This is a genomic window from Pseudomonas sp. AF32, assembly GCF_022342325.2.
In the GTDB taxonomy this organism is placed as follows: domain Bacteria; phylum Pseudomonadota; class Gammaproteobacteria; order Pseudomonadales; family Pseudomonadaceae; genus Aquipseudomonas; species Aquipseudomonas uvaldensis.
Genome location: NZ_RQJK02000003.1, coordinates 148,141 through 169,629 on the forward strand (window position 1 = coordinate 148,141; position 21,489 = coordinate 169,629).

18 protein-coding genes and 1 pseudogene are annotated in these 21,489 nt (G+C 61.3%); 9 read left to right on the forward strand and 10 right to left on the reverse strand.

Annotated features, from left to right (window positions below; genetic code table 11):
- Nucleotides 1-117 precede the first annotated feature (117 nt).
- Nucleotides 118-1,545, forward strand: a complete 1,428-nt coding sequence (sbcB, locus tag EGM97_RS04220; protein ID WP_238961056.1) for an exodeoxyribonuclease I — start codon at nt 118-120, stop codon at nt 1,543-1,545.
- 80 nt (nt 1,546-1,625) lie between these two features.
- Here the strand turns inward: sbcB and mvaT are convergent, their stop codons facing one another.
- Nucleotides 1,626-2,000, reverse strand: a complete 375-nt coding sequence (mvaT, locus tag EGM97_RS04225) for a histone-like nucleoid-structuring protein MvaT (protein WP_477788777.1) — start codon at nt 1,998-2,000, stop codon at nt 1,626-1,628.
- A 310-nt stretch (nt 2,001-2,310) separates the two neighbouring features.
- Here mvaT and purU point away from each other — a divergent pair, with 310 nt between their 5' ends.
- Nucleotides 2,311-3,159, forward strand: a complete 849-nt coding sequence (purU, locus tag EGM97_RS04230; protein WP_238961058.1) for a formyltetrahydrofolate deformylase — start codon at nt 2,311-2,313, stop codon at nt 3,157-3,159.
- 87 nt (nt 3,160-3,246) lie between these two features.
- The gene (locus tag EGM97_RS04235; RefSeq protein ID WP_238961059.1) at nt 3,247-3,417 is read left to right on the forward strand and encodes a hypothetical protein; all 171 of its coding nucleotides are present in this window, start codon (nt 3,247-3,249) and stop codon (nt 3,415-3,417) included.
- A gap of 12 nt (nt 3,418-3,429) precedes the next feature.
- Here EGM97_RS04235 and EGM97_RS04240 read toward each other — a convergent pair whose 3' ends face one another.
- The 5 genes and pseudogenes from EGM97_RS04240 to EGM97_RS04260 all read right to left on the reverse strand — a co-directional run.
- Nucleotides 3,430-4,425, reverse strand: coding sequence for a lysylphosphatidylglycerol synthase transmembrane domain-containing protein (locus EGM97_RS04240; RefSeq protein WP_238961060.1), 996 nt, complete (start codon nt 4,423-4,425; stop codon nt 3,430-3,432).
- Nucleotides 4,422-5,189: a DUF2334 domain-containing protein gene (locus EGM97_RS04245; protein ID WP_238961061.1), complete on the reverse strand. Its 768-nt coding sequence runs from the start codon at nt 5,187-5,189 to the stop codon at nt 4,422-4,424. The genes EGM97_RS04240 and EGM97_RS04245 overlap by 4 nt, the downstream gene beginning before the upstream one ends.
- A 15-nt stretch (nt 5,190-5,204) precedes the next feature.
- Nucleotides 5,205-6,326 carry a glycosyltransferase family 4 protein gene (locus EGM97_RS04250; RefSeq protein ID WP_053146934.1) on the reverse strand — a complete coding sequence of 374 codons (1,122 nt, stop codon included), beginning with the start codon at nt 6,324-6,326 and terminating at the stop codon, nt 5,205-5,207.
- 215 nt (nt 6,327-6,541) lie between these two features.
- On the reverse strand, nt 6,542-7,306 hold the full coding sequence (locus tag EGM97_RS04255; protein ID WP_371259560.1) for a methyl-accepting chemotaxis protein: 765 nt from the start codon (nt 7,304-7,306) through the stop codon (nt 6,542-6,544).
- 93 nt (nt 7,307-7,399) lie between these two features.
- Nucleotides 7,400-8,431, reverse strand: a pseudogene (locus tag EGM97_RS04260) (HAMP domain-containing protein); the annotation flags it as partial.
- Between the two features lie 186 nt (nt 8,432-8,617).
- Here EGM97_RS04260 and EGM97_RS04265 point away from each other — a divergent pair.
- Nucleotides 8,618-10,105 carry a helicase HerA-like domain-containing protein gene (locus tag EGM97_RS04265; RefSeq protein WP_238961063.1) on the forward strand — a complete coding sequence of 496 codons (1,488 nt, stop codon included), beginning with the start codon at nt 8,618-8,620 and terminating at the stop codon, nt 10,103-10,105.
- Between the two features lie 127 nt (nt 10,106-10,232).
- On the opposite strand, the gene EGM97_RS04270 is transcribed toward EGM97_RS04265, so the two are convergent.
- Nucleotides 10,233-10,688 carry a DUF721 domain-containing protein gene (locus EGM97_RS04270; protein ID WP_238961064.1) on the reverse strand — a complete coding sequence of 152 codons (456 nt, stop codon included), beginning with the start codon at nt 10,686-10,688 and terminating at the stop codon, nt 10,233-10,235.
- Between the two features lie 306 nt (nt 10,689-10,994).
- Here EGM97_RS04270 and secA point away from each other — a divergent pair, with 306 nt between their 5' ends.
- The 3 genes from secA (at nt 10,995) to EGM97_RS04285 (ending at nt 16,191) form a co-directional block, all read left to right on the forward strand.
- On the forward strand, nt 10,995-13,736 hold the full coding sequence (gene secA, locus EGM97_RS04275) for a preprotein translocase subunit SecA (protein ID WP_238961065.1): 2,742 nt from the start codon (nt 10,995-10,997) through the stop codon (nt 13,734-13,736).
- Nucleotides 13,737-13,857: 121 nt separating this feature from the next.
- Nucleotides 13,858-15,075: a bifunctional glutamate N-acetyltransferase/amino-acid acetyltransferase ArgJ gene (gene argJ, locus EGM97_RS04280; protein WP_053146943.1), complete on the forward strand. Its 1,218-nt coding sequence runs from the start codon at nt 13,858-13,860 to the stop codon at nt 15,073-15,075.
- A gap of 171 nt (nt 15,076-15,246) precedes the next feature.
- On the forward strand, nt 15,247-16,191 hold the full coding sequence (locus EGM97_RS04285) for a Nudix family hydrolase (protein WP_238961066.1): 945 nt from the start codon (nt 15,247-15,249) through the stop codon (nt 16,189-16,191).
- A gap of 137 nt (nt 16,192-16,328) precedes the next feature.
- Here EGM97_RS04285 and EGM97_RS04290 read toward each other — a convergent pair whose 3' ends face one another.
- The 3 genes from EGM97_RS04290 to EGM97_RS04300 are packed head-to-tail and all read right to left on the reverse strand — an operon-like array spanning nt 16,329 to nt 19,912.
- A complete protein-coding gene (locus EGM97_RS04290; protein WP_238961067.1) occupies nt 16,329-16,910 on the reverse strand; it encodes a cob(I)yrinic acid a,c-diamide adenosyltransferase in 582 nt (193 codons plus the stop codon).
- A gap of 2 nt (nt 16,911-16,912) precedes the next feature.
- Nucleotides 16,913-18,949, reverse strand: a complete 2,037-nt coding sequence (locus tag EGM97_RS04295; protein ID WP_238961068.1) for a sensor histidine kinase — start codon at nt 18,947-18,949, stop codon at nt 16,913-16,915.
- Nucleotides 18,950-18,994: 45 nt separating this feature from the next.
- Nucleotides 18,995-19,912, reverse strand: a complete 918-nt coding sequence (locus EGM97_RS04300) for a putative 2-dehydropantoate 2-reductase (protein WP_238961069.1) — start codon at nt 19,910-19,912, stop codon at nt 18,995-18,997.
- Between the two features lie 153 nt (nt 19,913-20,065).
- Here EGM97_RS04300 and EGM97_RS04305 point away from each other — a divergent pair, with 153 nt between their 5' ends.
- Together EGM97_RS04305 and EGM97_RS04310 are read left to right on the forward strand one after the other, a co-directional pair.
- Entirely contained in the window at nt 20,066-20,551 is a 486-nt protein-coding gene (locus tag EGM97_RS04305) for a YajQ family cyclic di-GMP-binding protein (protein ID WP_053146954.1), read from the forward strand.
- 70 nt (nt 20,552-20,621) lie between these two features.
- Nucleotides 20,622-21,464, forward strand: coding sequence for a mechanosensitive ion channel family protein (locus tag EGM97_RS04310; RefSeq protein WP_238961070.1), 843 nt, complete (start codon nt 20,622-20,624; stop codon nt 21,462-21,464).
- The last annotated feature ends 25 nt before the right edge of the window (nt 21,465-21,489 follow it).

The window sequence follows — 21,489 nt, forward strand, 5'->3', positions numbered from 1 at the left end:
TCATTTAATGCTTTGCCCACACGGGGGGCGCAAAAGGATTTCAAAAGTTGCAGGAACACTGGTCGGGCCCGGGTCAGGGGGCCTAGACTTCGCCAGTCTTCAATTCAGGAACAAACCGTGACCTCAATCTTCTGGTACGACTACGAAACCACCGGTATCGACCCGAGGAGCGATCGCCCCTTGCAGGTGGCGGGTATCCGTACCGATTTTGAACTCAACGAAATCGACGAACCGGTGAATCTGTATTGCCGGCCCAGCGATGACATCCTGCCTCATCCGGCTGCTTGTGCGATCACCGGCATCACCCCGGCGCGCCTCGCGGAGCACGGGTTGAGCGAAGCCGATTTCATGACCCGTGTCCACGCGCAACTGGCCATGCCGGGCACGTGCGGGGCCGGTTACAACACACTGCGTTTTGATGACGAAATGACCCGCTACAGCCTGTATCGGAATTTTTTCGACCCGTACGCCCGCGAATGGCAGGGGGGGAACAGCCGCTGGGACCTGATTGACCTGGTGCGCGCCGCCTACGCACTGCGCCCGCAAGGCATTGTCTGGCCGCAGGAAGAGGGGCGCGTCAGCCTCAAGCTCGAACGCCTGACCGCCGCCAATGGCATCGATCACGGCCAGGCGCACGATGCGTTGTCGGATGTGCGGGCGACCATTGCACTGGCCCGTCTGATCCGCCAGAAACAGCCGCGACTCTACGACTGGCTGTTCCAATTGCGTGCCAAGCAGAAAGTGCTGGATCAGATCCGCCTGTTGCAACCGCTGGTGCATGTCTCCGGGCGTTTCTCCGCTGCGCGAAACTACATCGGCGTGGTCCTGCCGCTGGCCTGGCACCCAAAAAACCGTAACGCCCTGATCGTCTGCGACCTGCATCTGGATCCTCAGGGCTTGCTGGAGCTCGACGCTGAAACGTTGCGCCAACGTTTGTATACCCGCCGCGAAGAGTTGCTCGAAAGTGAGCTGCCGGTGCCTCTGAAGCTCATCCATGTCAACAAATGCCCGGTGGTCGCGCCCCTGTCGGTGCTACGCGCCGAAGACCTGGAACGGTTGCAACTGGATATGGATGGCCTGCGGCAGCGGGCATCGCGGCTAAATGACGCACAGCAGGTCTGGCAGGCAAAACTTCAGACTATTTATGGCCGCGAGGATTTCACGGCCAGTGAAGATCCGGAACAACAGTTGTACAGCGGTTTTTTCGGCGATCGTGATCGTCGCTTATGCGAACAAGTCCGCTTGGCGGACCCGACGCAATTGGCGCGAGAGCGTTGGCTATTCGATGATGAGCGCCTGCCGGAATTACTGTTTCGATATCGTGCGCGTAACTTTCCGGACACCTTGAGTCCCGAAGAGCAGGAACGCTGGAGACAGTTCTGTCGACAACGCCTGTCATCTGCGCAATGGGGGGCGCCAAACACTCTGGAAACTTTTGACAGGGCGATGGGAGAGTGGATGGCGCTGGCCACACCCTTGCAGCGAGAGGCCCTCGTGGAATGGCAGGGCTATAGTCAGCAATTGCGCAAGCGTTTAAGCCTTTGAGCGGCCATTATTAAAGTAAACGCCATAAAAAACGCCAGCGATCGCTGGCGTTGTTTTGCCCGGGAAGAGCGGCTCGGGGCTTAGCCCAGCAGCTTGGCCCAGCTTTCAACCACGTCACCGCCCCACTTGGCTTTCCACTCTTTCAGGGTCTTGTGGTTGCCACCTTTGGTTTCGATGACATCGCCGGTGTGCGGGTTTTTGTATTGCTTAACTTTGCGAGCGCGTTTGGTGCCGGTAGTTTTCACGGCGCCACGAGTTGCTTTGCCCGACTTGGCTTCTGGATCCAACAGGGCAATGATGTCGCGCAGGGACTTGGAGTATTCGCCCATCAAAGTACGCAATTTGCCTTCGAATTCCAGTTCTTTTTGCAGTTTGTCGTCTTTGGACAGGTCGGCCAGACGTTGTTGCAATTCTTCAATGGCTTGTTTGGTGGCGTTGTATTCGGTGAGGATCATGGACATGAGGACTACCTTATGTAGGACGCTGGTGACAAGGAGACAGTGTGGCAATAGTAATCAGACAGTTTCATCAAGTAAACATTTAAGCGGGTTTTATTTAATTAACTAGTGCCCGACCACAGAAACTGCGGTTGCAGTTAAATACGCTGGCAGGTTCTTCACATCTGTTCACACATATAGCGCGCGGTCCCGTCCCGGTACGGCGCTGCCGGGAGGGGGGCGGAGGGGCCAGGTGCGTCATCAATACTGCAGTTTTGCCGCGCAATGGCTAGAATGGCCGCCTTTGCGAAGTTCTGGAGTTTCCCTAATGCGCACTTTTCGGCTGGTGATCGCTTGCCCGGACCGCGTCGGTATCGTTGCTAAAGTCAGTAACTTTCTGGCGTCCCATAACGGCTGGATCACTGAAGCAAGCCATCATTCGGACAACCAAAGCGGCTGGTTTTTCATGCGTCACGAGATCCGCGCCGACTCGCTGCCCTTCGGCATCGAGGCCTTTCGCGAGGCCTTTGCACCGATTGCCGAAGAGTTCTCGATGGACTGGCGCATCACCGACACCGCGCAGAAAAAACGCGTGATGCTGATGGCCAGCCGCGAGTCTCACTGTCTGGCTGATCTGTTGCACCGCTGGCACAGCGATGAACTCGACTGTGACATCGCTTGCGTCATTTCCAACCATGATGATCTGCGCAGCATGGTGGAATGGCACGGCATTCCGTATTACCACGTACCGGTCAATCCGCAGGACAAGCAACCGGCGTTTGCCGAAGTGTCGCGGCTGGTCAAACAGCACGACGCCGAGGTGGTGGTACTGGCCCGCTACATGCAGATCCTGCCGCCGTCCCTGTGCAGCGAATACGCTCACAAGGTGATCAACATCCATCACAGTTTCCTGCCGTCATTCGTCGGGGCCAAGCCGTACCACCAAGCCTCGATGCGTGGGGTGAAACTGATTGGCGCGACCTGCCACTACGTGACCGAAGAGCTGGACGCCGGCCCGATCATCGAGCAGGACGTGGTGCGTGTCAGCCACAGCGACAGCATCGAAGACATGGTGCGTTTCGGCCGCGACGTCGAGAAGATGGTGCTGGCGCGTGGCCTGCGTTATCACCTTGAAGACCGAGTACTGGTACACGGCAACAAGACCGTGGTGTTCTGATCCACCCTGTGGGAGCGAGCACGCTCGGCTCCCACGGTATTTGTGGCAAGATGGGGGCTGTCCGGCCCCTTTTTTGTGAGGCACGCCATGAACGACCCCTTGGACAAAGCCACCTCCAAAGCACCCGCGACCCTCGGCGAAGGTTGCTTGAGCCGCTACGACCCAGAAGAACTGAGCCCGGAAGACGGCACGGAGTTTCCCGACGCCGCCGAGCTATGGAAACAAACCCATCCCGAGGACGAGCCCGCACCGCGGTAGGAAACCGGGAATTCAGGCTTGCCTGAGTTTTATCAGCTTCTTGATCAGCGGCCGGCCCACCATCAGGAAGAACACCGGCCCGCCGGCCACCAGATAAAAGTAGTAGGTCACCGCCCGCCAGATCAGGATGGCCGCCGCCGCGGTGGATTTGCCCACCATGGGCGCCAGCAGCGCCGCCGACGTCACCTCCGCCGCTCCGGCGCCCCCCGGCAGCAGACTGAATTGCCCTGCGCTCAGGGACAGCATCTGGATGAGGAAGCTCCAGGCCCATTGCAGATCCGCCCCCAATCCTTTCAGCGCCAGGTACAACACGCTGTAGCGCAAAGCCCAATGCACACACGTCAGGCCGAAGACCTGAAAAAGCGTCTGGCGTGGCAGTTTCAGGGTGTCGGTAAACGCGGCGAGGAAATGCAGGATCTTGCGACCCCAGCGTCGGCGGGTGGTCGCTTTCACCCGCAAATGCCGCAGCAGACGCGCGCCCAGCAGGATCAGGCGGCGATGGTAACGGGCCGCCAGCACACAGCCGAACAGCCCGCCAAACAGGGAGATCGCGCTCAGTGCCAGCATCCATTCCATGCGCTGGCTCAGGTTCTGGAACACGGCGTACAGCAGGATCCCCAGCAAGGCGCAGAGGAAGAACAGCAGGTCGCTCAGTTGATCCATGGCGAACACTGCACTGGCGTGGGCAGGTCGAACGCCGTTACGCGCCAGCAGCGCCATCAGTGTCAAGGGGCCGCCGCTGCCGCCGGGGGTGGCGCACATGGCGAACTCGGTGGACATCACCACGCCGATGCTGTTGAGCCTGCCCAGGCGTGCCCGGTGTTCGCCCAGCAGCAAACGCAGGCGTAATGCGTTCAGGCACCAGCAAAGCCCGATCATGCCGAGCATGGCCAGCAGCAGGGACAACGGGAAACGTTGCACACGCGACCACATTTCCCCGCCCCCCACCAACAATGGCACCAGCAATGCGGTGAGCAGTGCGGCGATCAGCCAGATCAGCCTCTTCATGCGGCGCTGCTGACCCGCGGATCCCGGGCGGCCAGCCAACCGGCCTTGGTCATCGGCACGCGTCCCTCGTTGAGCAACCGCTCAAGGGTGCGCAGCCAATAATCCCGGGAAAAACCGTGACGCATGTCCACCGGATGCAGGCCCAGGCGAATTACCTGTGCCTTGCGCCAGCGCTGTTCGCGCTGCTCGCTGACAACTTTCGACAACCCCCGGCGCCAGGCACTACGGGCGCTCCAGACCAGGCCGGGGGCGTCGATCGCCGAGAAGTCCGGCAGGCGATATAGATGCTGCGTGTCACTGGTGTAGCTCAGAGGCAATTGGCGCAAGGCTTGGCGGGTGCCTTCGCTCATCAGCCAGGCCGGGGCGACGAAACCTTCCAGCGGCCATTGATAACGCTGGAAGAGCTCGATACCGGCTCGCAGTCGGGTGAGGGCTGCTTCCTCGGACAGTTGGTAAAACTCGCCTTCATGGGTATAGACCCGACGCATGAACCAGTCCCTGGGGTGGAGGGGCGGTGGACCGTCGTCGCAATGGTAATAACCGTGCAGCACGAGTTCGTCGCCGCGTTCAACCCGGTGGTCGAGCAGGCGCCTGAAGGCCGGATGGTGGTCCAGGGCATTGGTGTGGTGGAAGTCCGGTACCACCAGCCAGGTCATGGGTATCTGGCCGAGGGCATCGACGGCTTCGACGAAGGGGCGATAGTCAGGCCAGGTTTGCGGCGCCACGTCGTGCAACACCAGTAGCAGGCTGGGCGTGTGATTCATGGACACACCCTCACTCTAACCATTGGCCAGCAGCGGCATCTGCTCGCCAAGCACGGCGTAGTAGTGCCCCAGCAGGCTGTCGACCACGCAATCCCAGGCGTAGTGACGCTCCACATGACGACGTGCCAGTGCCCCGCGTCGTTGGCAGCCTTCGCTGAAGAGCTGACGCACGGCGTTGGCCATCGCTTGGGGATTATTGGGCATGCACAGCAGGCCGCAGTCTTCATGAACGATTTCGGTGAAGGCCCCGGCCGCGACCGCCACCACGGGAATACCGCTGGCCATGGCTTCGAGGATCACCAGGCCGAACGTCTCCTGGTCGCCGGCATGGAGCAGGGCGTCGGCGCTGGCCATCAACCGTGCGACCTGGGGGGCCGGGCAGAACTCGTCGATGACGGTGACGTTGTCCGGGACCAGGGCGGGCATCGAGGAGCCCACCAACAACAGGTGATAACGCTCGCCCAGGCGTTTCATGCACTTGAGCAACACCGGCAGGTTCTTTTCCTTGGAGCCGCGACCGGCAAAGATCAGCAGACGGGCGTCTTCGGCGATTCCCAGCTCGGCGCGCAGTTCCGGGTCTCGGGCAGCCGGGTTGAAGGTTTGCAGGTCGACCCCCAGGGGCTGTACGAAGACATTCCTGACGCCCAGGCCGGTCAGTTTGTCCGCCATGACCTGACTCGGCGCCAGGACACGGTCGAAATTGCCGTACAACTTGCTGACATAGGCTTCGATGTTGGGGGTGAACCAGTTGCCCATGCGGTTGCTCACCAATAATGGCAAGTCGGAGTGATAGAAGCCGATGACGGGCACGTCGAGCTGGCGCCGGGCATCCAGGGCGGCCCAGGCGGTGAGGTAGGGATCGCCGACCTCGATCAGGTCCGGCTGCAGATCGCGCAGCGCATTGCGCCAGGGCGCCAGGCGAAGTGGAAAGCGGTAGCCCTTGCCGAAGGGAAGAGGAGGGGCCGGTACCTTGTAGATCCCGTCCTGCTCGCTCAAGTGTGCACCGGGTATCAACAGACTGTGGCGAATTCCGGGCCGGTTCGCCAGGCGCCGGTGCTTGGCATCCAGGTAAGTGCGCACGCCTCCACTGGCGGGGGCGTAGAACATGGTTATGTCCGCTATATGCACGATGAACATCCCTCCGGTCTGTGTTCTCCCTTGTTGACCTTTATGAAGAATAGTTGTTCGGTTGGGGTTGTGGTGGTGCGGGGTGTCAGTGAGTCATGCGGAGTGAGATGGACCTCTTCGCGAGCAAGCCCGCTCCCACACCGGATCTGCTTCGGACACAAAATGTGCGTCCGCCGAAAATCCCTGTGGGAGCGGGCTTGCTCGCGAAAGGGCCCTAAATAGCGCTAAATCCTGAAACTGCCCACCAACTGCTTCAACCGCGCCGCCTGCCGCTCCAGGTCGGAGCAGGCCCGCAATGTGGCGTGCAGGTTCTCCACGCCTTCCTGGTTCAAGGTATTGATCTCGTTGATGTCCACGTTGATCGATTCCACCACGGCAGTCTGTTCTTCCGTGGCCGTGGCCACTGACTGGTTCATGCCGTCGATCTCACCGATGCGCTGGGTCACGCTGGTCAGGCGTTCGCCCGCCAGGTTGGCGATCTCCACACTTTCCTGGCTATGGCGCTGGCTGTCGTTCATGGTAGTGACCGAGTCCCGGGCGCCGACCTGCAACTCCTCGATCATGGTCTGCACCTGTTGTGCCGACTCCTGCGTGCGATGGGCCAGGTTGCGCACTTCATCGGCCACCACGGCGAACCCGCGTCCGGCCTCGCCGGCCCGGGCTGCCTCGATGGCCGCGTTGAGAGCCAGCAGATTGGTCTGCTGGGAGATACTGGTGATCACTTCCAGGATCTGCCCGATGTTCACGGTTTTGCTGTTCAGGGTTTCGACATTGGTACTGGAGGCGCTCAGCAGATCGGACAAACGGTTCATCGCGGCAATGCTTCGTTCCACCACTTGCTGGCCATCCTCGGCCAGGCCGCGGGCATCGCTGGCCTGATGGGAGGCCTGGGCGGCGTTGCGGGCAATTTCCTGGGCGGCGGCACCCAATTGATTGATCGCTGCGGCGACGCTGTTGGTGCGGCTGGACTGTTCGTCGGAGTTGACCATCGACGAGTTCGACGCGCTCACCACGCGCAGGGCGACTTCATTGACATGCTCGGTGGCGGAGGACACTTCACGGATCGAACCATGGATCCGCTCCACGAAACGGTTGAACGCGGTCCCCAGGATGCCGAATTCATCCTGATTCTGGATCGCCAGACGTTTGGTCAGGTCACCCTCGCCGTCGGCGATGTCTTCCATGGCACGGGTCATGACGTGCAACGGCTGGATCAGCAGGCGGATCAGCATACTCAGCAGGGCGATGATGAACACCACGGCGATGACCGTTGCCACAACGGCCGAGGTACGGAAATCGCTGAGCATGGCGTAGGCCATGTCTTTATCCACCGACACTCCGACATACCAGTTCACCGACGGCAGGCCTTTGATCGGCGTGAAGGTGACGATGCGCGTGTGGCCATCGACATCGACTTCCGAAATCTTGTCACTGATTGCCGGAGTGCTCTTTGGAAAAGCTTCGGCCAGGGTTTTCATGACCAGGTTCTTGTCGGGATGCACCAGGATCTTGCCGTCGGCGCTGACCAGGTAGGCGTAGCCCATACCGTCGAAGTCCACGGTTTTCAGGGTGTCTATAATGGTTTGCAGGCTCAGGTCGCCGCCCACCACGCCGACATTTTGCCCGGCGTTCCGGGAGGCCGTGGCGATGGAAATAATCAGCCCGCCGCTGGCGGCATCGATGTAGGGCTCGGTCAGGGTCGCGGTACTGCTGCTTTGCGCGCCTTGGTACCAGGGCCGCACGCGTGGATCGAAGCCGTCGGGCATTTTTGTGTCGGGGCGGATGGTGAAGCGACCCTGGGCATCGCCCAGGTAGGACGCCATGAAGGTGGATGTCAGCGCTTTCTGTTCCAGCAAACGGGCAACACTGGCCTGGTCCGGGGTGCCGGCGATGTTCTGGGCCAGGTTTTCGATCAGCAGGATGCGACCGCTCAGCCAGGTCTGGATGTTGCTTGCGGTGACGTCCCCCATTTCATGCAGGTAGCTGTCGAGGTCGTCACGAATGGCGTTGCGCTGCAAATAGTCGTTGTAGGCCGTGAACAGAGCAAAGGCGGCCATCACGATGAGTGCGGCAGCGATGAGGATTTTGTGGCTGAAACGCAGGTTTTTCTTCATGGCTCGGGGTTCCGCTGGGTCTTATAGCTCTGGGCATGCTTTTATAGGAAAGTTCGAATAAAGACGCCGTATTGAAAGTTCTGATATTTCCTTCTCTCCCTGGGGAATTATCCGACCGTGTTTTCAGTGGGGCCTGTCGTTTCATATATCGGCCTACTCGATCAAATATTAATCACAGGTGACCAAATGCCTGACTCAATGCAACTCACTATCGGCGCCGATCTTGCCGGCCAGCCCATCGCCCAGGCCATGCGCCTGGCGAACCGTCATGGCTTGGTGGCGGGGGCCACCGGTACCGGCAAGACCGTCACCCTGCAGCGTCTGGCCGAGGCGTTCAGCGATGCGGGCGTGGCTGTATTTGCAGCCGACATCAAGGGCGACCTGTGCGGCCTCGGTGCCGCCGGTGCGCCCCAGGGCAAGATCGCCGAGCGCATTGCCAGCATGCCGTGGCTCGACCATAAGCCCCAGGCTTATCCAGTCACCCTGTGGGACATCCACGGGCAGTCCGGTCATCCGCTGCGTACCACCTTGAGTGAAATGGGGCCGTTGCTGCTTGGCAGCCTGTTGGAGCTGACGGACAGCCAGCAATCGGCGTTGTATGCCGCGTTCAAGGTCGCCGACCGCGAGGGCTTGTTGCTGCTGGATCTGAAGGATCTGAAGGCCCTGCTCAACCACCTCAAGGACAACCCCGAACTGCTGGGGGACGACGCGGCCTTGATGACCACCGGCTCCAGTCAGGCGCTGCTGCGGCGCTTGTCCACGCTGGAGCAGCAGGGCGCAGATGCGCTGTTCGGCGAGCCTGCCCTGCAGCTCGAAGACATCCTGCAGCCCGGTAGCGACGGCCGTGGCCGTATTCACTTGCTGGACGCCAGCCGTCTGGTTCATGAGGCGCCAAAGGTCTACGCGACGTTCCTTTTGTGGTTGTTGGCCGAACTGTTCGAGCAACTGCCCGAGCGCGGCGATGCGGAAAAGCCGCTGCTGGCTCTGTTCTTCGACGAGGCGCACTTGTTGTTCGCCGGCACGCCCAAGGCGTTGCAGGAGCGGTTGGAGCAAGTGGTGCGGCTGATCCGTTCCAAGGGCGTCGGGGTGTATTTCGTGACCCAGTCGCCGGGCGACTTGCCGGACGATGTGTTGGCCCAGTTGGGGTTGCGCATCCAGCATGGCCTGCGGGCCTTTACGGCCAAGGAGCAGAAATCCCTGCGGGCGGTGGCGGACGGTTTCCGGCCGAACCCACAGTTCGACGCCCTGACGGTGCTCACCGAGCTGGGCATCGGTGAAGCGCTGGTGGGCACCTTGCAGGAGAAAGGCACGCCGGAAATGGTCCGGCGCGTGCTGGTGGCCCCGCCACAGTCGCGCATCGGACCGTTGACGGAAGCCGAACGCGCCCGCCTGATCGCCGCTTCACCCTTGCAGGGGCGCTATGACAAACCCATTGACCGTGAATCGGCCTATGAAGTGCTGATGGGGCGCAAGGGGCTTGAACCCCAGGTCGAAGCGGCGCCGGGCAATCCGCCGGCAGAAGAGCCGAGCTTCGCCGATAAGGCTGGCGAATTCCTCGGTACCGCGGCCGGCCAGGCACTTAAATCAGCGATGCGCCAGGCGGCCAATCAGTTGGGACGGCAACTGGTGCGCGGGTTGATGGGGTCGTTGCTGGGGGGCAGTAAGCGCCGTTAGGCGGGGGACCGAGTCGCTGCCATCGCGAGCAGGCTCGCTCCCACAAGGGGGGCGATGTTTCTGATGCAATGCGGTCCCTGTGGGAGCGAGCCTGCTCGCGATGGCGATGTAACAGGCAACGAAAATCTCAGGGCTTGGTCCTGGCATGCGCCGCCAACCGCTCCAGCGCCGCGCGCAGGTTGGGGTCGCTGATGCCGTCCGCCGTGGCCTGGATCGTCGCGGCTGCGTCGGTGGACAGGTCCAGCATATGGCCCTTGGTACTTACCTGGACCGTGGGCGGCTGGACCTTGAACAAAATCCGGGTCAGCCCGGCAAACTCATCGAATGCCTGCAATTGACGCAGCAGGCGCTTTTGCTGGTAGCGCAGGCGCGTGGCCCAGTGACCATCGGTGACGATCAGCAGCAGACAGCCTTCGCGCCAGGACGCCACGTGGCAATGCTCTCGTGCGGCCGGCTGCAACTGGCTGTCCAGCAGGCGCTGCAAATGACCCAGGCGCCTGGCGTGGCCAAAGATGGCTTTCAGCGGTTTGGCTTCGCGCAGCAGAACGGCGGGAGCCTTGGCTGGAAGGGGGCGAAAGGCCATGGATGCAATACCACAAGGGACAGAGGCGCCATGGTAGCAGAAAGTGTCCGGCGCGCCTTGGTCCAGTCCCCCGTGGGCGCCTGCCGATCGAAACCCTGATAACTTCTACTTTTGTGGGTTGAACTTCGTGTAAAAGCCCTTATTTTATGAAGGCCCCGTCACAGCGCTGTGCCAGCATCGTGGAATAACGCCACTTTCCTCACCATCGTTTCCGGGTAGAATGCTCGTTCGCATGCGGCCATGAGGGCTGCACGGGCGACTCACGGGGCCGCCCTCCATCCCTTTAGTGTGGAAGATCCTGCCGATATGTTTGCGCCTTTGTTAAAGAAACTCTTTGGAAGCAAGAACGAGCGTGAAGTCAAGCGCATGCTCAAGACGGTACAGATCGTCAATGCCTTCGAAGAGCAGATGGTGGCCCTTTCGGACGATCAGTTACGCGCCAAGACTGCCGAATTCAAGGAACGCATCGCCAAGGGGGAAACCCTGGACCAACTGCTGCCTGAAGCCTTTGCGGTCGCCCGCGAAGCCGGCAAGCGGATCATGGGCATGCGCCACTTCGACGTTCAGTTGATCGGCGGCATGACCTTGCACGAAGGCAAGATCGCCGAAATGCGCACCGGTGAGGGCAAGACCCTCGTGGCCACCCTGGCTGTGTACCTCAACGCGCTGTCCGGCAAGGGCGTGCACGTGGTGACGGTCAACGACTACCTGGCCCGCCGCGACGCCAACTGGATGCGCCCGCTCTACGAATTCCTCGGGCTGTCCGTCGGCGTGGTCACGCCGTTCCAGCCGCCGGAGGAGAAGCGCGCCGCCTACGCCGCTGACATCACCTACGGCACCAACAACGAATTCGGTTTCGATTACCTGCGCGACAACATGGCGTTCAGCCTGGAAGAAAAATTCCAGCGCGAACTCAATTTCGCCGTGATCGACGAAGTCGACTCCATCCTCATCGACGAAGCCCGTACTCCGCTGATCATTTCCGGTCAGGCCGAGGACAGCTCCAAGCTGTACACCGAGATCAACAAACTGATCCCGCAGCTCAAGTTGCACGTCGAGGAAGTCGAAGGCGAAGTGACCCAGGCGGGGCACTACACGGTCGACGAGAAGACCCGCCAGGTGGAGCTCAACGAAGCCGGTCACCAGTTCATTGAGGAAATGCTCACCCGCGTCGGCCTGCTGGCCGAAGGCGAGAGCCTGTACTCGGCCCATAACCTGGGCCTGTTGACCCACGTCTATGCCGGCTTGCGTGCCCACAAACTGTTCCATCGCAACGTCGAATACATCGTGCAGGATGGTCAGGTCGTGCTGGTGGACGAACACACCGGTCGTACCATGCCGGGCCGCCGCCTGTCCGAAGGCCTGCACCAGGCCATCGAAGCCAAGGAAGGCCTGAACATCCAGGCCGAGAGCCAGACCCTGGCCTCGACCACCTTCCAGAACTACTTCCGCCTGTACAACAAGCTGTCCGGCATGACCGGTACCGCCGACACCGAGGCCTTCGAGTTCCATCAGATCTACGGCCTGCAAGTGGTGGTGATTCCGACCAACAAGCCGTTGGCGCGCAAGGACTACAACGACCTGGTGTTCCTGACCGCCGAAGAGAAGTACGCGGCGATCATCAATGACATCAAGGAAGGCATGGCCCAGGGCCGTCCGATTCTGGTGGGTACCGCCACCATCGAGACGTCCGAGCACATGTCCGCGTTGCTGACCAAGGAAGGCATCGAGCACAAGGTCCTCAACGCCAAGTTCCACGAGAAGGAAGCCGAGATCATCGCCCAGGCCGGTCGCCCGGGGGCGTTGACCATCGCCACCAACATGGCCGGTCGTGGTACCGACATCCTGTTGGGCGGCAACTGGGAAGTGGAAGTCGCCTCCCTGGAAAACCCGACGCCCGAGCAGATCGCGCAAATCAAGGCCGACTGGCAGAAGCGTCACCAGCAGGTCCTGGAGTCCGGCGGTTTGCAGGTGATCGCTTCCGAGCGTCACGAATCGCGCCGTATCGACAACCAGTTGCGGGGTCGTGCCGGTCGTCAGGGCGACGCCGGTTCCAGCCGTTTCTACCTGTCCCTGGAAGACAGCCTGATGCGCATCTTCGCCTCTGACCGGGTGAAGAACTTCATGAAGGCCCTGGGCATGCAGCCTGGCGAAGCGATCGAGCATCGCATGGTGACCAACGCCATCGAGAAGGCCCAGCGCAAGGTCGAAGGTCGCAACTTCGACATCCGCAAGCAATTGCTGGAGTTCGACGACGTCAACAACGAACAGCGTAAAGTGATCTATCACATGCGTAACAGTTTGTTGGCTGCCGACGACATTGGCGAAACCATTGCCGATTTCCGCCAGGAAGTGCTCAACGCCACCGTCAGCGCACACATTCCGCCGCAATCGTTGCCCGAACAATGGGACATTGCCGGTCTGGAAGCCTCGTTGCGCAGCGACTTTGGTGTGTCGTTGCCGGTCCAGCAATGGCTGGACGAAGACGATCACCTGTACGAAGAAACCCTGCGCGAGCGGCTACTGGCCGAGTTGATCGCCGCGTACAACGAGAAAGAAGACCAGGCCGGTGCCGAGGCACTGCGCTCCTTCGAGAAACAGATCGTGCTGCGGGTGCTGGACGACCTGTGGAAAGACCACCTGTCGACCATGGATCACCTGCGCCACGGTATTCACCTGCGCGGTTACGCCCAGAAGAACCCGAAGCAGGAATACAAGCGCGAGTCGTATACGCTGTTCTCCGAGTTGCTGGATTCGATCAAGCGCGATTCGATCCGTGTGCTGTCCCACGTTCAGGTTCGCCGCGAAGATCCGGCCGAAGAAGAAGCCCGTCTGCGTCAGGAAGCCGAGGCCCTGGCGGCGCGCATGCAGTTCCAGCACGCCGAAGCCCCAGGGTTGGAAGCGACCCAGGCTGCTGAAGAAGGTGTCGACGTGGATGTCGCCCTGGCGACCGCGCCGGTGCGCAACGAGCAGAAGCTGGGCCGTAACGAACTGTGCTACTGCGGTTCGGGCAAGAAATACAAGCATTGCCACGGGCAGATTCAATAACGCCCGTTTCAAACGCTGAATGACCCGCGCCGCGACCGGTTAACACCGTCGCGGCGTTTTGCCATTTGATTCTCCGTCTCGACGAAGACGGTTCAGACATAAATTATTAAGGAGCGCATTCATGGCTGTTGGTCTTGGTCCGTTGCCAACGTTGCACCCGGTTGCCGGTTTTGAACTCGGTATCGCCTCGGCGGGCATCAAGCGTCCGGGACGCAAGGATGTGGTGGTCATGCGCTGTGCCGAGGGTTCGACGGTGGCCGGCGTGTTCACCCTCAATGCCTTCTGTGCCGCTCCGGTCATCCTGGCCAAGCAACGTGTGCAAGGGCCGGTGCGTTACCTGCTGACCAACACTGGCAATGCCAACGCCGGTACCGGTGCGCCAGGCCTGGCCGCCGCTGAGCGTACGTGCGCCAAACTGGCTGAGCTGACCGGCGTTGACGCGGCTCAGGTGCTGCCGTACTCCACTGGAGTGATCGGCGAGCCACTGCCGGTCGAGAAGATCGAAGGCGCATTGCAGGCCGCCCTCGATGACCTGTCGGAGAACAACTGGGCGGCTGCCGCTACCGGCATCATGACCACCGACACCCTGCCCAAGGGCGCGAGCCGCCAGTTCCAGCACGATGGCGTGACCGTAACCGTCACGGGCATCAGCAAGGGTGCCGGCATGATTCGTCCGAATATGGCGACCATGCTCGGCTACATCGCCACCGACGCCAAGGTGTCCCGCCAGGTGTTGCAGGACCTGATGCTCGACGGCGCCAACAAGTCGTTCAACCGCATCACCATCGATGGCGACACGTCCACCAACGACTGCTGCATGCTGATCGCCACCGGCAAGGCCAACCTGCCGGAAATCACCGAAGCCAGCGGTCCGCTGTTCGCGGCCCTGAAGCAGGCCGTGTTCGAGGTGTGCATGGAAGTGGCCCAGGCCATCGTCCGTGACGGTGAAGGTGCGACCAAGTTCGTCACCGTGCAGGTCAACGGTGGGGGTAACCACCAGGAATGCCTGGATGTCGGTTATACCGTGGCGCACTCGCCGCTCATCAAGACCGCACTGTTCGCCTCCGACCCGAACTGGGGCCGCATCCTCGCCGCCGTCGGCCGTGCCGGCGTGCCGGACCTGGACGTGAGCAAGATCGACGTGTTCCTGGGGGAAGTCTGCATTGCCAGCCAGGGTGCGCGCGCGGCCACCTACACCGAGGCCCAGGGCGCGGCGGTGATGCAGCAGGAAGAAATCACCATCCGTATCGAGTTGGGACGGGGTGATTGCAGCGAGACGATCTGGACCACTGACCTGTCCCACGAGTACGTCAAGATCAACGCTGAGTATCGGACTTAACAGGGCTTGGGACCGAGTTGCGCCTATCGCGAGCAGGCTCGCGATGGCGGCGGGGCGGTTGCACACTTTTCAGGTGGAACTGCCCAAGCTCAATGCGGCCCAAGTCGAAACCCGTTATCAATGGCCGGCGCTCAAGGTGTGGCAGGCGGCCGGCCCGGAGGACACTGCGCGGTGAAACGAGTACATGTAGCGGCAGCGGTCATTCGCGACGCTGTCGGCAAGATCCTGATCGCCCGGCGTGCCGACACTCAGCACCAAGGGGGGCTATGGGAGTTTCCCGGTGGCAAGGTGGAGGCGCATGAGTCTGTCCAGACGGCCCTGGCTCGGGAGCTTCAGGAAGAACTGGGCATCCTGGTCACTGCCGCCCGTCCCCTGATCAAAGTGCGTCACGATTACCCGGACAAGCAGGTGTTGCTGGATGTCTGGGAAGTATCGGCGTTTACCGGCGAGCCTCATGGCGCCGAGGGGCAACCGTTGGCCTGGGTCACGGCCCGTGACCTGTCCAGCTACGAATTCCCGACGGCCAACCAGCCGATCGTCGCGGCGGCGCGTTTGCCCGGCGATTATCTGATTACGCCGGAAGGTCTTGAAACGCCGGCCCTATTGCGAGGTATTCAGAAGGCGATCGCGGGCGGGATCAGACTGGTCCAACTGCGTGCGCCCAACGGCTACGACCCGCAATACCGCGACCTGGCGGTGGATGCGGTGGGGTTGTGTGCCGGCAAGGCCCAACTGATGCTCAAGGGGCCCTTCGAATGGCTGGGGGATTTCCCCTCCGCCGGTTGGCACATCACTGCCGCGCAACTGCGCAAGCACGCGGGGGCCGGTCGCCCCTTCGGCAAGGAGCGCTGGTTGGCGGCGTCCTGCCACAACGCCGAGGAGCTGTCCCTGGCGCAACAGATGGACGTGGACTTCGTAACGCTCTCGCCCGTTCAGCCCACGCAGACCCATCCCGAGGCCCTGCCGTTGGGGTGGGAAGAGGCTTCGCGGTTGATCGAGGGGTTCAACAAGCCGGTTTATCTGCTGGGTGGGGTCGGGTCTGTCGACCGGCAAAAGGCTTGGGAGGCCGGAGCTCAGGGGGTGGCGGGGATTCGGGCGTTTTGGCCTGAGGGATGATCTAGCGCGTGGCTGATGGCCTCTTCGCGAGCAAGCCCGCTCCCACAGTTGACTGAGTTTCTTCAGGAAGAACGCGCTTCAACTGTGGGAGCGGGCTTGCTCGCGAAGACGGCCTGACAGGCAATGGATTTCTGTGATCAATCCCCAGGCTTGGCCGCCGCCTTCCAAAGTACCTCGGCAACGCCCTGGCGTCGGGCAATCACCCTGGCCGCCACGAACAATAAGTCCGACAACCGATTGATATAAGCCAGCCCCGGCCCCGTCAGCGGTTCGACAGCATTCAATTGCTGACAACGGCGCTCGGCGCTGCGGGCCAGGCTGCGGCAGACATGAGCCTGGGCCACCAGGGTTGAGCCGCCGGGCAGGATGAAGTTCTCCAACGGCCCCAGCTCCTCGTTCCATGCATCGATCGCCGCTTCCAGGCGCTCGATCTCCGTCGTGTTCAAGGCTTGATAGGCTGGCATGGCCAGTTCACCGCCCAGGTCGAACAGCCGGTGCTGGCAGGGGGCGAGCACTTCGCTGACTTCATTCAGTGCCGGGCATTGGGCTGATTCGGCGGCAAGTCCGGCCAGCAACAATCCCAACTGACTGTTGAGCGTATCCACTTCGCCGATGGCCTCGATCCGTGGATGGTCCTTGGCCACGCGACGGCCATCGCCCAGCCCGGTTTCACCCTTGTCGCCGGTGCGGGTGTATATCTTCGACAGGCGAAACCCCATGTTCAGCGCTCCAGTTGCTTGTTTTCTTGCGGCACCACCGAAGTGCCCGCCAAGGGCAGGCGCAGGGTGAAGCAAGTGCCCTGGCCTGGCGCCGACTGCACTTCCATCTGGCCCTTGTGGTTGTTGGTGATGATGAAATACGACACGGACAAGCCCAGGCCGGTGCCCTGGCCGACTTCCTTGGTGGTGAAGAACGGCTCGAAGGTGCGCTTGCGCACGTTTTCGCTCATGCCGATGCCGTTGTCCTCGACCTGGATTTCCGCCCAGGGCGGATTCAACCGGGTGCGCAGGATGATGCGCCCGGGTTCGCTGTTGTCCTGGCGCTGATGGATCGCCTGGGCAGCATTTTTCAACAGATTGAGCAGTACCTGTTCCAGCTCGTTGGCCGTGCCGGGCACAGGCCCCAGGTTCGGGTCGAACTGGCGGATGATCGCCTGGCCCTTGAAGTCGAAGCCGATGGTCAGGTCGAAATCATTCCCGGCGATCTCCACCGCCTGGTCAATCAGCGCCGGCAGGTCGCAGGGGGCCATCTGCCGGGTGCTGCGACGGCTGAAACTGAGCATATGGGTGACGATTTTCGCCGCCCGGGCACCGGCCTGCTGGATGCCATCGAGCAGGTGCGGGATGTCTCGGCCTTCGAGGTAGCGGTTGACCACTTGCAGTTCGATACCCAATTGTTCGGCCTGTTCGAGGTTCTTGGGCAGCTCTGGCGACAGGCGGCGACGAATGTTCTGCACGTTGTGCAGGATCGCCCCCAGCGGGTTGTTGATCTCATGGGCCATGCCGGCGGCAAGGCCGCCGACGGAAAGCATTTTTTCCGATTGCACCATCATTTCTTCCAACGACAGGCGCTGGGTGATGTCATCGATGCGGATCACCACCCCGCGTCCGGCGCCACCCATCAGTGGATAGAAGGTCAGGGCGTAATGTCGGGCTTCATCGTCCTTGGTCCAGGTGACGCGTTCGATCTTGGCGACCGTGTGCTGCTCGACCGTCTGCTTGAGTTGCGGCAGGTAGGGCTTGAGCGGTTCGAAGGCGAGAAAGATCGGTTGGTTCAATGCTTCGTCCAGCCGCGTACCGGAGAGGGCGCTGGCTTCCTGGTTCCACTGGGTCACGTAGAGCTGTTCGTCCAGGGCGATCAGCGCCGACGGCATGGAGTCGATGATGCTGTTGAGGTAATTCTGGAAGCCCGTGAGCTTTTTCTCGATCTTGCTGCGTACCTGGACTTCCAGTTCCAGCTTGCGATTGGTGTGCCGGGTTTCTTCCGCAAGGCCCTGGGCCTGGTCGTAGGCGGCCTGGGAGTCGTCCCGTGCGCGCTTGAGCTGCTGCTCCCGCGCCTCGATCCGTGACAGCATGGTGTTGAACGCTTCGGCCAGGCTGCCGATTTCGTCATGGTTGCCCCGGGCGGCGCGCAGGGAATAGTTTTCCTCGCGGGTGACCTGTCGGGACAGTTCTTCAAGTTGATGAATCGGCTGGGTGATCAGGCGTTTGATCTGCTGGGCGATGACCAGCCAGAGCAGCACGCTGAAAATGAGGATGCCCAGACTTGCGGTCAGGGTGCCGGTGTAGAACGCCGTGGGCAATTCGCTGCTGGCGACCAGCAGCAAGTGCCCCGGCGCCTTGCCAGGGCGGGGCAGGGTAATGACCTGGTTGCTGCGGAATTCGCCGGCCTGCCAGGCCTGCATATTGCGGAAATGGTCCGGCAGCTTGAGCTTTTCGCCCTGTTGCAGTTGCGCCAGGCGCTCGCCCTCGCCGTCATACAGCGCTGCCGCCCGCAGGGGTGCGTAACTGTTGAGCTCATCGAGCAGGCGCTTGGCGCTTTGCGGCGACTGCAGGGCATCGGAAATCAGGCTCGGGTTGGCGATCAGCCGGCCAATGGTCTGCAGGGCCTGAGGGGCCATGCTCTCCTGGGAAATGTAGTAGGCAGCGCTGATAAAGGTCAGGTTGGCCACCAGCAGAACGGTGGTCAGCAACACCAACAGGGCGGCCAGCAGTTTCTGGCCGACCGGCAGGTTTTCAAGACGTTGGCGCAATGGCATCAGACTCGTCGCTAAAAAGGAATACGAGGCCAGCGTAGCCGCTGCTCAGTCGCTGGGCAATCCGAGGTTATCCAGGTAAGCGACCAGTCGCTGGCGCAGTTGTTCCAGATGGGGGACGGCCAGCTGGTGTCGTTGGGCGACCTTGCAGGCGTGGCCGAGCAGGTAGCTGATTTCGGTGCGGCGCTGTCGGGCGACGTCCTGGTACATCGACGAGTAATTGGCGGCGGTGGCCTGAATCACTCGCTCGACTTCCGGCTGCAGGTCCTCGGCGGCGGCTGGCTGACCGCAGCGTTCGAGCAGATCGGTCAGTTCCGCGCACAGGGTCGCCACTTCGCAGCGATGGTCCTGCAAGCCGCCATTTCTGCACTGATGCAGCACCGTCAGCGGATTGATCGCACAGTTGAGTGCCAGTTTGCGCCAAAGTCGGGTAAGGATATCGGCGCTCCATTCGTGGGGAATGCCGGCTGTGGTCAGGTCCTCCAGCCAGATCGGCGCGACGGGGCGGGTGGGGTCCCCCAGCCACGTATAACCATGACCGGCGAACACGACGCGCCAATCGCCGTCACGAAAGGCGCCCTCGGTGCTGGAAGCGCTGATGCAACGCGCCAGGGGGACGCGGTTTGCCACCGCGTCCTGGCTGCCGAGGCCGTTCTGCAGCAGGATCAGCTCCGAGTCTGCGTCGAGGCGGCGGGCCACCGAGTCCACGGCTTCCACCGCGTCATAGGCCTTGCAGGCCAGCAGCAGGCGCTTGATCGGTTCGGGGCTCTCTGCCGTTTCGCCCGGCACCGGATAGCACTGTGAGTGGCCCTGTTCCACCAATGTCAGGCCTCCGGCGGCGCGATAGGCCTGCAATCGGTCTTCATTGCGCAACACCAGTCGCACCGGCAGCCCGGCCCGAGCCAGGCGCGCCGCCCATAACGTACCGAGGCTGCCGGCCCCCAGGACATGCCAAGTGGTGGACATCAGTTTTTCACTCGGTTTGGCGAAGGCATCTGAGGGGGCTCGCGGTATGGGTTGAAAGACTCGTTATAATGAGCGCGATTTTAACCACAAGCCAAGCGCGCGCCGTCTTTGTTATCGGATTACTGGCGCGCCTTTTTTATTGGAGAACACTACATGCCGTCATTCGACGTGGTATCCGAACTCGACAAACACGAGGTCACCAACGCGGTGGAAAACGCCGTGAAGGAACTCGACCGTCGTTATGACCTCAAGGGCAAGGGCAGCTTCGAGTTCAAGGACAAGGAATTGACCGTCAACCTCACCGCCGAAGCCGAGTTCCAGCTCGAGGCAATGATCGACATCCTCAAGCTTGCGTTGGTCAAGCGCAAGATCGACGTGCAGTGCCTCGAGGTCAAGGACGCCTATGCTTCGGGCAAGGTCATGAAGCAGGAAGCCGTGCTCAAGGAAGGCATCGACAAGGAACTGGCGAAGAAAATCGTCGCCCATATCAAAGACGCCAAACTCAAGGTACAGGCCGCCATCCAGGGCGAGCAGGTGCGGGTGACCGGCAAGAAACGTGACGACTTGCAGGAAGCCATCGCTGCCTTGCGCGGCAAGGAGTTCGGCATGCCGTTGCAATTCAACAACTTCCGCGACTGATATCAGATTGTTCGCATGACCGTGGCGAGGGGGCGTGCACCCTCGCCACGAACGGGAAAAGGAGAACACGATGGACTTGAACGCTGAAGTTGACCACCTGGTGAAGGTTTCCCAGGCCTGGATACCGATGATCATGGAATACGGCAGCCGTGTGTTGCTGGCGATCATCACCCTGGCCATCGGCTGGTGGCTGATCAACAAGGTGACACAGAAACTGGGCGCATTGCTGGCGCTGCGTAATGCTGACCTGGCGCTTCAGGGGTTTATCAGTACCCTGGCGAATATCATTCTGAAGATACTGCTGGTCGTCAGCGTCGCTTCGATGATCGGTGTGGAGACCACCTCGTTCGTCGCTGCCATCGGTGCCGCCGGCTTGGCGATCGGCCTGGCCTTGCAGGGCAGCCTGGCGAATTTCGCCGGTGGCGTGCTGATCCTGTTGTTCCGCCCGTTCCGCCTCGGTGACTGGATCGAAGCCCAAGGCGTTGCCGGTACGGTGGACAGCATCCAGATCTTCCACACTGTGCTGCGCACGGGTGACAACAAGACAGTGATCGTGCCCAACGGCAATCTGTCGAACGGCATCATCACCAACACCAACCGCCAACCGACCCGCAAAGTGGTGTTCGATGTGGGTGTGGACTACCAGGCCGACCTGCAAAAGGCCCGTCAGGTATTGCTGGACCTCGCAAAGGATGAACGCGTATTGGCCGACCCGGCGCCCGAGGCGGTGATTTCCACTCTGGGCGACAGTTCGATCACGGTGTCGTTGCGTATTTGGGTCAAGACCGCGGATTACTGGAACGTGATGTTCATGCTCAATGAACAGGCGCGGGACCGTTTGAAGGATGCAGGGATTGATATTCCGTTTCCGCAACGGGTGATTCGCGTGGTTCAGGACGGGCCACAGGCATAATCCTCTCGCAATGAAAAAGGCCCAT

What these genes read in the sequence shown, in the direction of transcription:
- mvaT (WP_477788777.1), bottom strand. Translation starts at nt 2,000, where the DNA reads ATGATCCTCACCGAATACAACGCCACCAAACAAGCCATTGAAGAATTG.
- purU (WP_238961058.1), top strand. Translation starts at nt 2,311, where the DNA reads ATGCGCACTTTTCGGCTGGTGATCGCTTGCCCGGACCGCGTCGGTATC.
- EGM97_RS04235 (WP_238961059.1), top strand. Translation starts at nt 3,247, where the DNA reads ATGAACGACCCCTTGGACAAAGCCACCTCCAAAGCACCCGCGACCCTC.
- EGM97_RS04240 (WP_238961060.1), bottom strand. Translation starts at nt 4,425, where the DNA reads ATGAAGAGGCTGATCTGGCTGATCGCCGCACTGCTCACCGCATTGCTG.
- EGM97_RS04245 (WP_238961061.1), bottom strand. Translation starts at nt 5,189, where the DNA reads ATGAATCACACGCCCAGCCTGCTACTGGTGTTGCACGACGTGGCGCCG.
- EGM97_RS04250 (WP_053146934.1), bottom strand. Translation starts at nt 6,326, where the DNA reads ATGTTCATCGTGCATATAGCGGACATAACCATGTTCTACGCCCCCGCC.
- EGM97_RS04255 (WP_371259560.1), bottom strand. Translation starts at nt 7,306, where the DNA reads ATGGTCAACTCCGACGAACAGTCCAGCCGCACCAACAGCGTCGCCGCA.
- EGM97_RS04265 (WP_238961063.1), top strand. Translation starts at nt 8,618, where the DNA reads ATGCCTGACTCAATGCAACTCACTATCGGCGCCGATCTTGCCGGCCAG.
- EGM97_RS04270 (WP_238961064.1), bottom strand. Translation starts at nt 10,688, where the DNA reads ATGGCCTTTCGCCCCCTTCCAGCCAAGGCTCCCGCCGTTCTGCTGCGC.
- secA (WP_238961065.1), top strand. Translation starts at nt 10,995, where the DNA reads ATGTTTGCGCCTTTGTTAAAGAAACTCTTTGGAAGCAAGAACGAGCGT.
- argJ (WP_053146943.1), top strand. Translation starts at nt 13,858, where the DNA reads ATGGCTGTTGGTCTTGGTCCGTTGCCAACGTTGCACCCGGTTGCCGGT.
- EGM97_RS04290 (WP_238961067.1), bottom strand. Translation starts at nt 16,910, where the DNA reads ATGGGGTTTCGCCTGTCGAAGATATACACCCGCACCGGCGACAAGGGT.
- EGM97_RS04295 (WP_238961068.1), bottom strand. Translation starts at nt 18,949, where the DNA reads ATGCCATTGCGCCAACGTCTTGAAAACCTGCCGGTCGGCCAGAAACTG.
- EGM97_RS04300 (WP_238961069.1), bottom strand. Translation starts at nt 19,912, where the DNA reads ATGTCCACCACTTGGCATGTCCTGGGGGCCGGCAGCCTCGGTACGTTA.
- EGM97_RS04305 (WP_053146954.1), top strand. Translation starts at nt 20,066, where the DNA reads ATGCCGTCATTCGACGTGGTATCCGAACTCGACAAACACGAGGTCACC.
- EGM97_RS04310 (WP_238961070.1), top strand. Translation starts at nt 20,622, where the DNA reads ATGGACTTGAACGCTGAAGTTGACCACCTGGTGAAGGTTTCCCAGGCC.